Consider the following 12,889-nt stretch of genomic DNA (forward strand, 5'->3'; position numbering starts at 1 on the left):
TTTTGCGAATCCGTGGTCAAGTGAACAGATGGTATACCTTGGCGGCGTTTTTCGCCTGACGGATTTGTGTCATCTCGTCGACTATTGATTGACGCTCGCCACTTGCAACATCAATCAATTGCCCGTAGACCACCAGCAATTCCTCAAGACTCGCACGCACCGCGGCCTCATTGCTCAGTGCTTCAGCCAGCACGTCCTCGACACACACGCGGCACGCAAGGTCCAGCTCACCGACCGCCTGCCAGTCGCGACTGGCCAACGCAGCCAGCAACTCGTCACGGGTCTGCTCGATACGCTCGATCACCTTGCTCATACACCCTCCTACTGCGCAGCGATCGCGTCCCAGCCTTCCTTGACAGTGATCAGCAGGTCCCTGACCTCGTCGAGGATTGCCGGATCGTTCTGCATGTTGGCCTCGCTCAGGCGGCGCGTCATGTACAGGTAGAGGCCGTCGAGACGATTGAGCTCGTCGGTCATGTTGTCGCGATCCAGGCCGTCACGCAGCCCACCGATAATGCCGATGGCCTTGCCGATCGCGATACCCTTGCCGGCGATATCCTTGCGCTGCATCGCACCGCTTGCCTGTGCAATGCGGTCCAGGCCGCCCTCCATCAGCAGCTGCACCAGACGATGCGGGCTCGCCTCGGAGGTCTGCGCCTGGGCGCCAATCTTCTGGTACTGCCGAAGGGCTAACATTGGATTCATGGGTACCTCGTCACCACGGGGGTTGCTGTATGACCGGGCTATCGGCGCGGCGTCAAAAAACTTTAGCGAGCATACAAAAAGCCCGACGGAGCGTCACGCTTCGTCGGGCTTTTGGCGTTGGCGGGCGATGCCGGGCCGATCAGGCCCTATGCCGCTCAGGAGTTTTTCTGCTGCGCCGCCATTGCCTCGAAAATGGACGTCACGGTGTCGCGCTGGGAGTTCAGCTGACCGACCAGGGTGTCCATGGTGTTGTACTTCTTGGTCAACGAAGCCTCGAGGTCCTTGATGCGCGCATCGAGGGCGGTCTGCTCCAGCTCCAGCGACTTCTTCGCCGACTCCAGCGACTTGTTGCGGGTATCCAGCAGACCACCACTCGCCGAATACGGCTCCATGGCCTTGGTCATGCGGTCCAGCACGCCGCCATCACCGTTGAACAGGTTCTGCACCTCGCCACCGAGCTTCTGATCAGTAATGGCCTTGGTGAACTTGGTGCTGTCGAATTCCAGCATGCCGCTGGCCTGGGAGGTATTGATACCCAGCTGCGACAGTACGGTCAGTTGCCCGGAACCTGAAGTCGACGGAACCACCAGCTCATTGCGCAGCGCAGTCAGCATGCCGCGCACTGCGGAGTCACCCGCCAGCGCAGGGGTACTCCAGGTACCATCGGTGCCCTGCACAGCCTTGCTGACACTGTTGATGTTCAGCACCAGCGCGTTATAGGCGTCGACGAAAGACTGCAAGGAGGTCTTCAGGCCATCGGTGTTGGCGGTCACGCCAATCGATACCGACGAGTTGGTGTCCGTCTTTGCCAGCAGTTCGAAGGTCATGCCGCTGATTGCGTTCTCGACCTTGTTCGACTTGCTGGTGAGCGCCATGCCATCGATATTGAACTCGGCGTCCACGGCCAGCCCGCCAATGCGCCCGGCACCACCGGCAGCGGTCATTTCGGCAGCCGGGCTGATGGTCATCACGCCAGAGACGGAGATGTCCGAGTCCTTGCCCATGGTGTCGGAGCTCAACACCAGGCGCGAGCCCTGCCCATCGTTGACGATGTTGGCAGTGAAGCCCTTGGAAGTGGCTTGGGCGTTGATGGCATCGCGGGTCTGCTGCAGCGTGGCACCGGCCGGAATGGTGACATCGACGCTGGCGCCGTTCTGGGTCAGGGTCAGAGTACCGCCACTGGCGGATACCAACGAGCTGCTATCGGTGTAACGATCACTGGCGACCCGCGAGGCGGTGGCCAGTTGCGATACCTGCACCGAATAGCTGCCATTGACCGCCGAGCTGCCAGCGGTGGCCTTGACCGTCTTGTCGTTGGAGCTGGTAGCCACCGACCCCAGGAACGCCGGGCTGGAAGCGCTGTTGAGCTTTGCCAGCGCAGACTGGAACGCCGTCAGCGCACTCTTGATACCACCCACCGCCGAAATCGAAGCGGTATTGGCCGAGGTACGGCGGTCGAGCTGGCTTTGCTTGGGGGTTTTCTCGGCATCAACCAGGGCCTTCACAATGGCCGTAGTATCGAGACCGGAACCCAGTCCCAAACTCGGTAGAATTGGACTTGCCATTACAAACTCCTTATCTGGTTAACGCCAACAAGCTCAACCACCCCCTGCAACAGAGGGAAGCGAATCGGTCGGCCAGCCGTCAGGCCTTGATATCGAAAAGCACGCTGTTGGCATCCTGCAGGCTGCGGGCCAGCTCCAGCGCGGTTTCCGAGGGGATCTGGCGAATCACTTCACCGCTGTCGCGGGCGACCACCTTGACGATCCATGTGCCGGTGGAATCATCCACCGAAAATTCCAGGTTGCGCTGCAACGACTGGACGAAATCCTGTATTTCCTTCACGGCCGAGTGTAGTTCGGCCTCGCTACCGGGGGCAGTAGCGTCTTGCAGCTGCGATGCGTCGCGGACCTGGCCGAAGGCCTTGAGCGCTGCATCATCCTTGTGCAGGTTGCCGGCTACCGACGACACCGGATACGACGGGCTCGACTTTACGCTTATGTCCATCGTGCATCACCTCTGAAAGTAAAAAGCGAGAGAGTGCGCAGGCACCCTCTCGCTGATTGCATCACGCTATTACTGAAGCAGTTTCAGTACGGCGGATGGCAGTTGGTTGGCCTGGGCCAGAACTGCGGTCGAAGCTTGCTGCAGGGTCTGCTGCTTGGTCAGCTGAGCGGTTTCTGCGGCGAAGTCGGTGTCTTGAACGCGGCCCATGGCGGCAGCCGAGTTCTCGTTCATGCTTTGCAGGTTGTTGATGGTCGACTGGAAGCGGTTCTGGATGGCACCCAGGTCCGACTTGGTGTCGTTCACGGTTTGCAGAGCGGTGTCGATTGCGTCGATAGCAGCGTCAGCCGAGGTGTGAACAGCGGCATCGGTAGTACCCGAGATCGCCAGGGTACCAGTGCCAACACCCAGGGTCGAAGCTGCGAACGAGGTGCTCAGGGAAACGGTCAGGGTCTGGCTGGTGCCAGTCATCGCGCCAACCTGGAACTCCATGTCGCCGGCGGTACCGTCCAGCAGCTGCTTGCTGGTACCGAAGGTGGTGGACGAAGCGATACGGGTGATTTCGTCGGACTTGGCAGCGAACTCTTTGTTCAGAGCGGCGCGTTCAGTGGTACCGTTCGAGTCGTTTCGAGCTTGCAGAGCCAGCTCACGCATACGCTGCAGGATGTTGGTGATTTCCGACAGAGCGCCTTCAGCGGTCTGGGTGATCGAGTTACCGTCGTTGGCGTTCTTGATGGCAACGGTGGTACCGGTAACCATGGTCTGCAGCTTGGTGGCGATCTGCTGGCCGGCGGCGTCGTCCTTGGCGCTGTTGATGCGCAGGCCCGAGGACAGACGGGTCATCGAAGTGCCCAGAGCGTCGGAAGCTTTGTTCAGGTTCTTCTGCACGCCCAGCGAAGTGGTGTTGGTGTTTACGGTTAATGCCATGACGAATTCCTCGTTGGATGGATACTGCGGCTTCCGGCCCTGGCATCCGCCGGGTGTGGCCTAGAGAACCTTCGTAATGGTTATCGTCGGTTTTGCAAGTTGCTTTAGGGGTTTTCCAAAAAAAAATGCCATCATGGCGCCACCCCTTGAAAACCGGGCCTTGCAGCCCTGTCCTGCGACGCGACGGTCGCAAGTTGAATGTGACGCGCATCACATTTCAGCGCGAGGGGCCTGCTCAATCAGGTGTCGCAGTTCGTATTCGAGGAAGTCGGCCAGCGCCAGCCAGTCCTGGCGCTGCTGCGCGGCGAGCATGGCCTGCAATAGCACGGCCCCTGCTTGAGGCTCGACTTGCGGCATTACTGCGTCGAACAGCTCGACCATGCGCAGCGCCCCTTCCACATCCCGCCCAAGGCGGAACAGCGCAGCGCAGTCACAGGCCGCACTCACTTGCCTGGCAGCGTTCATGCACAGTACTCCGGATCGAAGGTGGTGCCGGCGATCAACGCGCCCGCCCGGCTGGTGTTGTAGAACCGCACCTGGGGATGATGCGCAATGAAGCGCTCAAGCTCGACCAGGTAACCGCGGAAGTTCAGCTGGGTGCGCACCCGCTGGCCATGGCCATCCAGCACCCAGTGCCGGGACGCCGAAATTGCCGGACCGAGCACGCCGTCGCCCCAGCCGGTGTGGGTGCGGTCGCCGGGGAAGGCGAAATCAGCACCGAACAGGGTAATGGTGCCTGCTCCCATCTTCACCGCCAGGTCCGTCGCCGGGTGGATCACGCTGCCGCCCACGAACAGTTCGGCGCGCGGTATCGCTTCACGCACCCGGGCATACAGCGCACTGCCGGAATAGGCGGTGTAGCGCGGCCCGCGCCAGCGACCGAGCAACTCGACATCGAGCATCGGCATGTAGACCAGGGTGGTTGCCGCCGAATCGTCCGGCGGCAAGTGATGGATGCGGATCTTGTGGTCGACGCTGACCACGATGTCCGGCTGGATACCGGCACGCAGCAATGGCAGGTACGCGGTGTCGACGCAGATAAACAGCGGCCGCTCGGCCCGCGCACGAACGTTTGCCAGGGCCGGCAGATGCCCGGCCAGGCTTGGCCCTGTGGCGATCACATAGCAGTCACGCCCCGCCTGGGTGGCGAACAGGGCGGCCACATCAGGATCCTGACGCAGCAGCGGCAAGCTGTCTTCGAGCAGTTGCTGCAGGCGCGGGTCGGCCACGTCGAAGGCGCGGTTGTTGTCTGCCAGGTGGGCTTCGCTGATCAGCCGATCGCGAATCTTCGCATTGAAGTCATCGGCCAGCACCAGCTCCGAGGGCAAGGCGAAGAACGGCAGGGCGATTTCCCCACCGTCGCCAGCGTAGGCCAGCTCGACCCGAGGGTCGGCCAGCCAGTCGGACTGATCGAGCAGTTGCAGCACCAGCTGGAACAGGGCGCCATTGAGCAGGTACACCTGCAGCCGGACGAGCCCCGGCCGCTCCAGCATCACGCGCTGCAGATCGCCCAGGCCAGTGCCATAGAGATGAACGGTGGAACTGTCGGCCGGCAGGCTTTGCGCCTGCAGACGCGCCTCAGCGAGCCGGTCGTGACGGCTGGTGAGCTGGATGCCGGAGACGCTCAGGGTCGACCCCAGGCCTTCTACCAGCTTGACCTCAAGGGCCTCACCCGCCTCGCCCTGCAGGCGCTCCAGCAGCGCCGGCCAGCGGCGCTGCAGCACTTCAGCGTTACGCTGGAAAAACTCGCTCATGGGTTGAGCTTCCCTTACCTGCGAAACGCCGAAGGTTAACCTAATGGCGGCGGTTATTCAGCCTTGTAGAGAATCGCCGAGCCCCACGACAGGCCGACGCCGAAGCCGCTGATGGCCACACGCTTCCAGTTACCGTCGAACATGTGCTTCTGCAGCAGCAGCGGAACGCTGGAAGATACGGTGTTGCCAGTCTCCAGCATGTCCTTGACGAACTTGTCGGCCTGGGACTTTTCCGGGTCCTCCTCGAAGCGCCGTGCCACGGCATCGACGATCGCCGCACTGCCCTGATGGATGCAGAAGGCGTCGATATCCTTGTTTTCAAGGCCCGACTCGCCCAGCAGTTCATGCAGGTGCGCCGGCACCTTGATCAGGGCGAAGTTGAACACCTGACGGCCGTTCATGTAGAACTCGCCATCGGTCACCTTGAGGTGGGGTGCGCCGCCGCCGTCGGTGCCGAACTTCGACTTGCCCAGCTGCCAGGCCGCATCCTCACCCATCCAGGTGGCGGTGGCGGCGTCGCCGAACAGCATGGTGGTGTTGCGGTCTTCCGGGTTGACGATCTTGGAATACGGGTCAGCTGTCACCAGCAGGCCGTTCTTCAGGCCCGCGGCCTCCATGAAGCCCTTGAGCGCATAGATGCCATAGACGTAACCGGAGCAACCCAGGGAAATGTCGAAGGCCGCGACGTGAGTCGGCAGGCCGAGCTTGTGCTGGACGATGGCGGCGGTGTGCGGCAAGCCTTCCTCGTCGCCATTCTGGGTAACGACGATCAGCGCATCGATCGACTCGCGCTTGAGTTGCGGATTGGCAGCGAACAGGTTGTTGACCGCCTCCACGCACAGATCGGAAGTTTCCTGCTCAGCGTCCTTGCGCGGCAGGAAGCTCGCGCCGATCTTGCCGAACATGAACTCTTCGTCCTTGCCGAATTTCGCGCCTTGCACATAGTTGTCCAGGCCGGAAGCGGGCACATAGCTCGCGATGCTTTTAATGCCGATCATCATGGCTTCCCAAAAAATAACAGCTCGATACCGCCGCCCGGATGACTCGAGCAGCGCCAGAATAACGGGATCTGCCGCCGGGTGGACCGGGCAGCAGGCGGAGCAGGCACGCGACGATTTGCGCGCCAACCCCATTAACGGTTACAGAGGGAGATGCCCGCTCTGACCGATAGGTCACGAATATTTCGAGACAATCGCACATTTTGCCGGGGTGCGTCACCTCGGCAATGCAGTTCACTCAAAGCGATCGGGTCCGCTTTGCGGCCCTTCGCGGGCCCGCCGGCTCCCACATTCAGTCGAGCAGCGACCAGTCCAGTGCCGTGCCACGCTTGAGCGGCTGGCGGGCCTTGCGCCCGAGTACCGCATCAAGATGCCGTGGCGCCAGCCCCATGCCCGGGCGGATGGCGCGCACATTGCTACGGTCGAAGACCTCGCCTGCAGCCATGTCGCGCACCACATACAGCGACCGACGGAAGCGCAGCGAAGCCTGCTCGGCCTGGGTCGCGCCATAGTGCACCTGCCCCAGCGCCTGCCAACCGCGTTCGGTTTCCTGCACCAGCGCGGCCATCTCCCCAGGCTCCAGAGAGAATGTCGCATCCACGCCACCCTCGCTGCGGTCGAGGGTGAAATGCTTTTCCACTACGGTGGCCCCCAGGGCCACCGCGGCCACGGCCACACCGACACCCAGCGAGTGATCCGACAAGCCGACCTGGCAACCGAACAGTTCGCGCATGTGCGGGATGGTCAGCACGTTGCTGTTGTGCGGGCTCGCCGGATAGGTGCTGGTGCACTTGAGCAGCACCAGGTCACGACACCCCGCCTGCCGCGCCGCCTGAACAGTGCGCTCGAGCTCCGCCAGGCTGGCCATGCCCGTGGAGATGATCAGCGGCTTGCCGGTGGCCGCCACCTTGCGGATCAGCGGCAGGTCGGTGTTCTCGAAGCTGGCGATCTTGTAGGCCGGCACATCCAGGCTTTCCAGGAAGTCCACCGAGGTTTCGTCAAAGGGCGTGGAAAACACCAGCAGGCCCAGTTCACGGGCGCGCTCGAAGATGGGCCGATGCCATTCCCAAGGGGTATGGGCCTTCTGGTAGAGCGCGTAGAGCGACGAGCCCTGCCAGAGGCTGTCCGGGTCGGCAATGAAGAACTCGCCATGGGCCAGGTCCAGGGTCATGGTGTCGGCGGTGTAGGTCTGCAACTTCAGTGCATGGGCACCGGCAGCAGCGGCCGCCTCGACGAGCTCCAGGGCGCGCGCCAGCGATTGGTTGTGATTGCCGCTCATTTCCGCGATCACCAGCGGTGGCTGGTCCGCGCCGACGAGGCGGTGGCCGATGTTGAAGCTGTGCATGGGCTACTCCTGGAAAACCCGCTCGAGCGAGCACCGCGACTGCACGAAGCCGGCGCCCGCGAATAATTGCAATGATGCCTGATTGTCGGGCAGCACCCGGGCCTTCATGAGTCCAGCTCCCCTCCTGCCTTGAGCGCTGCGTACAGGTACTGCGCGCGCAACCAGTCGTCCTCGGTGTCGATGTCCTGCACCAGATGCCGGGGGATGATCACGGGCAGGCTGCGCTCGGAATAAACCACTTCATTCTGCAACCAGGCCTCCACCCGCCCCCAGTAGAACTGGCCGGCATCCTGGTAGGCCGGTGCCAGGTCCTGCGACCGGGTCTCACGGAACTGCGGATTCAGGGGCACCAACGCGCCCTCTGCGTCCAGCGTCAGCGCCCGCTGCACCGGGAAGCCGAAACTGCTCACCGAAAAAGCGAAAGCGCGTTCAGGGTGCTGACGCAACAGTGCCAACCCCTCATGCAGGAAGCGCTGCTGCAGGAACGGCGCAGTGGCATAGATGCAACAGGCATGGGTCAGCACCTGGCCCTGGCTGGTCAGTACCTCCAGGGCGTGGCTGACCACCGCATGGGTGGTCGCATGGTCGTCGGCCAGGTGAGCGGGGCGACGAAACGGCACCTGCGCGCCATGCTCCCTTGCTACTGCCTCGATATCCGCATCGTCCGTGCTGACCACCACCTGGTCGAACAAGCCGCTGGCGAGCGCCGCGCGAATCGAGTGGACAATGATCGGCAACCCGGCAAAGGTCTTGAGGTTCTTGCTCGGGATTCGTTTGCTGCCACCACGGGCCGGAATGATCGCGACGTTGTGTTCCCTGTACTCAGTCATGTCAGCAGCCTGCGCAGGCTGTCGACCACATGATCCTGCTGGGCGTCGCTCAGGCCCGGGTACATCGGCAGGCTCAGGGCGCCTGCGTAGTAGCCCTCGGCCTGAGGGAAGTCCCCGGGCTTGAAACCCAGCTCGCGATAATAGGGCTGCAAGTGGATGGGGATATAATGCAGATTGACCCCGACCCCCGCAGCCCGCAGCCCGTCGAAGACCTCCCGGTGCGAGCGCGGTATGCGATCGCCCTGCAGGCGCACCGCGAACAGGTGCCAGGCGGACTCGGCCTCAGGCTGGGGCGCCTGAAGGCTGACCGGCAGGTTCGCGAGCAACGTTTGGTAGCGGGCCGCCAACGCTCGACGGCGATCAAGGAAATCATCCAGCCGCGCCAGCTGCGAAAGCCCCAAGGCGGCCTGCAGATCGGTTATCCGGTAGTTGAACCCCAGTTCGAGCTGCTGGTAGTACCAGGCGCCATGGCTCTCTTCGGTCATCTGGCCAGTGTCCCGGGTCACCCCGTGACCGCGCAACAGGCGCAGGCGCTGGGCCAGGTCGGCTCGGTTGGTGAGGACCATGCCACCTTCGGCCGAGGTAATGATTTTCACCGGGTGAAAACTGAACACCGTCATGTCGGCGAACTCGCCATTGCCGACCGCCACCCCTGCGTAGCGTGCGCCGACCGCGTGGGCAGCATCCTCGATCAGAATGAAACCGTACTGGTGGGCCAGCGCCTTGATCGCACGCATGTCGGCGCTTTGACCGGCGAATGCCACGGCGATCACCACCTTGGGCAGGCGCCCCTGCAGGGCAGCCTGCTCAAGTTTCAGCGCAAGCGCTGCGGCGTCGAGAGCCCAGGTATGTGGGTCGATGTCGACGAAGTCGACGCTGGCCCCGCAGTAACGCCCACAGTTCGCCGATGCGACGAAACTGATGGGCGAAGTCCACAGCCAGTCACCGCTGCCCAGCCCTGCGGCGAGGCAAGCCAGGTGCAGGCCGGCGGTGGCGTTGCATACCGCGACCCCGTAACTGGCGCCGCAGCGCTGGGCAATGGCCTGTTCGAAGCGCTCGACCATCGGCCCCTGGGTCAACCAGTCGGACTGCAAGACCTCGACAACCGCACTGATGTCAGACGCGTCGATGCTCTGGCGGGCATATGGAATCACGCCAGCATCCCTGTGTGCAGGGTTGTCAGCTGGCCCTCGGAGCGGAAAATGAAAATGGACTTGTCGTCGAACATACGTCGATCCTAGGGGCGGCGCCATCGACCGACGACGGCGCCCGGTTGCAGGTCAGGCAGCGCGCAGCCTTCAAATTTCTGACTCGCGCGCTTTGTATGCCAGCTCGTAGCAAGATACAGGCCAGCCCCGCAACCTGCCGCTTCAGCCGATCAGGCCGGCCCAGTCCAGCGCCGCCGTGCCCGGAGTCAGGAGCTGGCCCTGGGCCGCGCCCGGCCAGTGCGCCGACCATTTGGCGCGCAGCGCCGTCAGCGCCGCCGGGTCCGCAGCCACCACGCCGGAGTGAATCACCTGTACCTGCGGCGTCCAGACCGTCAGCAGACCGGCTGCGGCTGCCTTCAGGCACAGGTCGACATCGCCAAAAGCCTCGGCGAAGGTGGTTTCATCCAGGCCTTCCAGGGCCTGGTACAGCTCACGACGGACCATCAGGCAGCTCGCCGAGACTGCCGGACGGTTCTGCTCGACGGCCAGGCAGTTCAGGTAACCCGGCGCATTGCCCGCCTCACCGGCGTATGCAGGTGTGACGCCGCCGTCGGCATCCAGCAGCAAGCCGGCCTGGGTGAGCTTACCGTCAGCACTCTGCAGCTTGGCGCCAACCACGCCTACCTCCGGGCGCTGCGCCTGGTTCAGCAGCGCCTCGATCCAGTTGGCATTGACCACTTCGGCATCCGCCGCCAGCAACACCAGGTAATCGCCCTTGGCCTCGCTACTGGCAGCGTTGCACAGTGCTGCCGGGCTGAGGCGCTCAGGACTTTGCAGCACGCGCACCTTGCCGGCGCCCTGCTGCTGCGCGAGCCATTCGAGCAACTGAGGCGACTGGCTGGCGTTATCGGCGATCAGCACCTCGTAGCGCGCATAGCGGGTGCGCTGCAGAATGCTCGTCAGGCAGCGTTGCAAGTCGTCCAGATTGTCCTGGCTGCGCAGGAGGATGCTCACCAGCGGTCGCTCGACGTGCCGATAGTCGATACGCAAGGTACCCGCCAACGGCGCGCTGACCTGGGCCCTGTAACCGCGGGTCGCCAGGTGCCGGACCAGCGCCTGGCGCGCCTGATCGTTGTCCGAAGCCTGCGGTACCGGGGTGATCAGCAACGGTTCGTCAAGGTGGGCCAGACCGTTGAGGCCGCCACGCTCGATCAGGCGCAGCAACAGGTCGAATTCCAGGGCTTCGCTGAACTGCTTGTCGAAGCCGCCCGCCTCCACCAGCACCTCACGACGCAGCAACCAATGGCGTGCCATCAGCCCTGGGTTGGTCTGCAGCAGGTCCAGGTTGACGCCCGGACGCAGCAACTCACGCCAGGTGCCATCGGCCTGCTGCTGAATCTCGTCGACCGCGACCGCGCGGCAATCCGGCGCGCTGAGCAGTTCGAGGCTGGCACGCAACAGGCCGGTGGCAGTGAACTGGTCACCGGCTTCGGCCAGCAGCAGCCATTCACAGGAGGTCTGCCTGGCAATCTGGTTGATCCGCTCGACGTAGTCTTCACGGCTGACCTTGATGAAATGCAGGGTGTTGTGCAGCGAGGTGGCCATCGGCGGCTCACCCGTGGTGAACACCATGATGCGAAACGCCTTGCTCAGGCCCCCTACCAGGCTGTCGAACGTCTCCTGCAGTGCGGCCTGGTTGTTCTCCAGGTCCAGCAGCAGGATGCCGAACTGCGGCCCGCCCTGATGCAACGCCAGGTGCTCGGCGATTGCGCCTTGTGCCGCAGCGTCCGGCTTGCGTGCCTCCAGCCAGTCGAGCAGGCGCCCCGAACGCATGCTGCCAAGCAGTTCACGGGCGCTCTGATGGGGTACGCCGTCCAGTCGCGCCAGCCAGGCGAACATCGCCTCGCTGTCCTTGGCCTCACCCCTGTCGCGCAATTGCTCGGCCAGGCCGCGCACCACCTCGCGGTTGAACCCGTTGCGCTTCAGCGCATCCCACAAACGGGACCAGACAGTCCCCGGGGTGTCGTTCACCTGCGCCTGCAACAGTTGCTCCTGGCGCAGCAGCAACGGTTCCAGCTGCTGCAACTGCAGGCGCCCGGCCGGCATGGCATGGATCAGGAATTCGAACGAGGTCAGCAAATCGAAGAACGCCTGGTTGTAGAACGGCATTTCCACGTACTGGGACCGCTCGAAGGTGCGCACCGGTGGTTTCAGCGGGTCGAGCCAGCTCGACACCCAGACCAGCTCCAAGGTCAGCGCCCGCCTCGTGTACAAGCCCTCGGCCATGACGGCGAAACTGTCCAGGGCCAACTGGCGTCGCTGCCCATGGTCCAGCCCATCGATGGCGCTTGGCAGGCCTGCGAGGAAGTCGGCGAAGCGTTCGCGATCGGCCACCGACCTGGCGTCAGTGGCGGCCAGCACAGTAAACACTTCGGAATTGTGTTCGGAAACACCATAGTTGGTTTCACGCACGACATAGGCGATCGGCAGCAACCGCGCCTTGGCATTGGCCAGCAGGAAGTACACATGGCTGACTTCCAGCCACTCGAAGCCGGTGCCTTCGGGCAGCAACTCTAACCACTGGCGCAGCAGCGCAGTGCGGGTCACGGCGTAAAACGGTGGAATGAACTCGCCCATGTAATCCAGCAAACGCTGTTCGGCGCGCGGCGCGTCGTAGTCTTCACGGACCTTCTTGTTGCGCCGGTAATAGTTCACCCGGGTGGCTTCGGCCAGGTAGTTCAGGGAGTAGCCGTGGCACATGCCGTAGTCAGGGTTGGCGTCGAGGAAGTCCAGCGACTGGTTCAGCCCGTCGAACAACAGGAAGTCGTCATCGGCGGCGAAGGCCATGAACGGGGTTTTCACCCGGTTCACGCCATAGGTCAGCTTGGCCTGGAAGCCCTGGTAGGAAAACTGCGGCAGGTGCAGGTACTCGACATCCGGGTATCCAGCCGCCATTGCCGCGGCCGATTCGGTCGAAGAGTCCAGGACGAGGATCGAGCACGGGTAGTCGCTGTAGTACTGCAGCGTGCGCTGCAGGAACGCCGGCCGGTTGTGCGTCATCAGTACCAGCGTGAGCCGCTCACGCAGCGTAGCTGCCTGGTCTGCCGCGAAATTGCCTTGCATAGTCTTCACCACCATTGGCGTTACCGCCGAAGAAATCGAACCGTTGTTGAGTGAC

12 protein-coding genes are annotated in these 12,889 nt (G+C 63.2%); all 12 read right to left on the reverse strand.

The genetic code is table 11. The features are described 5' to 3' along the window. Positions 1 to 16 precede the first annotated feature (16 nt). The 12 genes from J7573_RS12465 to J7573_RS12520 all read right to left on the reverse strand — a co-directional run bounded on the left by J7573_RS12465 (position 17) and on the right by J7573_RS12520 (position 12,834). Positions 17 to 313, reverse strand: coding sequence for a flagellar protein FliT (locus tag J7573_RS12465; RefSeq protein ID WP_294335162.1), 297 nt, complete (start codon positions 311 to 313; stop codon positions 17 to 19). Positions 314 to 321: 8 nt separating this feature from the next. Continuing rightward, positions 322 to 705 carry a flagellar export chaperone FliS gene (gene fliS, locus J7573_RS12470; protein WP_294335163.1) on the reverse strand — a complete coding sequence of 128 codons (384 nt, stop codon included), beginning with the start codon at positions 703 to 705 and terminating at the stop codon, positions 322 to 324. 155 nt (positions 706 to 860) lie between these two features. Continuing rightward, on the reverse strand, positions 861 to 2,270 hold the full coding sequence (gene fliD, locus J7573_RS12475; RefSeq protein WP_294335165.1) for a flagellar filament capping protein FliD: 1,410 nt from the start codon (positions 2,268 to 2,270) through the stop codon (positions 861 to 863). 79 nt (positions 2,271 to 2,349) lie between these two features. Continuing rightward, the gene (locus tag J7573_RS12480; RefSeq protein ID WP_110636490.1) at positions 2,350 to 2,712 is read right to left on the reverse strand and encodes a flagellar protein FlaG; all 363 of its coding nucleotides are present in this window, start codon (positions 2,710 to 2,712) and stop codon (positions 2,350 to 2,352) included. A gap of 69 nt (positions 2,713 to 2,781) precedes the next feature. Further along, positions 2,782 to 3,636: a flagellin domain-containing protein gene (locus tag J7573_RS12485; protein ID WP_217885931.1), complete on the reverse strand. Its 855-nt coding sequence runs from the start codon at positions 3,634 to 3,636 to the stop codon at positions 2,782 to 2,784. A 210-nt stretch (positions 3,637 to 3,846) separates the two neighbouring features. Then, positions 3,847 to 4,101: a hypothetical protein gene (locus J7573_RS12490; protein ID WP_294335170.1), complete on the reverse strand. Its 255-nt coding sequence runs from the start codon at positions 4,099 to 4,101 to the stop codon at positions 3,847 to 3,849. Next, complete coding sequence (locus J7573_RS12495) at positions 4,098 to 5,390, reverse strand: 6-hydroxymethylpterin diphosphokinase MptE-like protein (RefSeq protein ID WP_294335172.1); 1,293 nt, start codon at positions 5,388 to 5,390, stop codon at positions 4,098 to 4,100. The genes J7573_RS12490 and J7573_RS12495 overlap by 4 nt, the downstream gene beginning before the upstream one ends. 53 nt (positions 5,391 to 5,443) lie before the next feature. Continuing rightward, positions 5,444 to 6,388: a ketoacyl-ACP synthase III gene (locus tag J7573_RS12500; protein ID WP_294335173.1), complete on the reverse strand. Its 945-nt coding sequence runs from the start codon at positions 6,386 to 6,388 to the stop codon at positions 5,444 to 5,446. Between the two features lie 292 nt (positions 6,389 to 6,680). Next, positions 6,681 to 7,733 carry a pseudaminic acid synthase gene (pseI, locus tag J7573_RS12505; protein WP_294335175.1) on the reverse strand — a complete coding sequence of 351 codons (1,053 nt, stop codon included), beginning with the start codon at positions 7,731 to 7,733 and terminating at the stop codon, positions 6,681 to 6,683. Positions 7,734 to 7,837: 104 nt separating this feature from the next. Further along, positions 7,838 to 8,563 (reverse strand): pseudaminic acid cytidylyltransferase, encoded by a 726-nt coding sequence (gene pseF / locus J7573_RS12510; RefSeq protein WP_294335178.1) that lies wholly within the window; start codon positions 8,561 to 8,563, stop codon positions 7,838 to 7,840. Then, entirely contained in the window at positions 8,560 to 9,717 is a 1,158-nt protein-coding gene (gene pseC / locus J7573_RS12515) for a UDP-4-amino-4,6-dideoxy-N-acetyl-beta-L-altrosamine transaminase (protein WP_294335179.1), read from the reverse strand. Before pseC ends, pseF begins: the two co-directional genes overlap by 4 nt. 216 nt (positions 9,718 to 9,933) lie before the next feature. Continuing rightward, on the reverse strand, positions 9,934 to 12,834 hold the full coding sequence (locus tag J7573_RS12520) for a TIGR00180 family glycosyltransferase (protein WP_294335181.1): 2,901 nt from the start codon (positions 12,832 to 12,834) through the stop codon (positions 9,934 to 9,936). Between the last annotated feature and the right edge of the window lie 55 nt (positions 12,835 to 12,889).

It is taken from the genome of Pseudomonas sp. (genome assembly GCF_017744435.1).
Classification (GTDB): domain Bacteria; phylum Pseudomonadota; class Gammaproteobacteria; order Pseudomonadales; family Pseudomonadaceae; genus Aquipseudomonas.

Excerpts from the sequence above, each read along its gene's own strand:
- J7573_RS12495 (WP_294335172.1), bottom strand. The coding sequence starts at position 5,390 with ATGAGCGAGTTTTTCCAGCGTAACGCTGAAGTGCTGCAGCGCCGCTGG.
- fliS (WP_294335163.1), bottom strand. The coding sequence starts at position 705 with ATGAATCCAATGTTAGCCCTTCGGCAGTACCAGAAGATTGGCGCCCAG.
- J7573_RS12485 (WP_217885931.1), bottom strand. The coding sequence starts at position 3,636 with ATGGCATTAACCGTAAACACCAACACCACTTCGCTGGGCGTGCAGAAG.
- J7573_RS12500 (WP_294335173.1), bottom strand. The coding sequence starts at position 6,388 with ATGATCGGCATTAAAAGCATCGCGAGCTATGTGCCCGCTTCCGGCCTG.
- J7573_RS12520 (WP_294335181.1), bottom strand. The coding sequence starts at position 12,834 with ATGCAAGGCAATTTCGCGGCAGACCAGGCAGCTACGCTGCGTGAGCGG.
- pseI (WP_294335175.1), bottom strand. The coding sequence starts at position 7,733 with ATGCACAGCTTCAACATCGGCCACCGCCTCGTCGGCGCGGACCAGCCA.
- fliD (WP_294335165.1), bottom strand. The coding sequence starts at position 2,270 with ATGGCAAGTCCAATTCTACCGAGTTTGGGACTGGGTTCCGGTCTCGAT.
- pseF (WP_294335178.1), bottom strand. The coding sequence starts at position 8,563 with ATGACTGAGTACAGGGAACACAACGTCGCGATCATTCCGGCCCGTGGT.
- J7573_RS12480 (WP_110636490.1), bottom strand. The coding sequence starts at position 2,712 with ATGGACATAAGCGTAAAGTCGAGCCCGTCGTATCCGGTGTCGTCGGTA.
- J7573_RS12465 (WP_294335162.1), bottom strand. The coding sequence starts at position 313 with ATGAGCAAGGTGATCGAGCGTATCGAGCAGACCCGTGACGAGTTGCTG.
- J7573_RS12490 (WP_294335170.1), bottom strand. The coding sequence starts at position 4,101 with ATGAACGCTGCCAGGCAAGTGAGTGCGGCCTGTGACTGCGCTGCGCTG.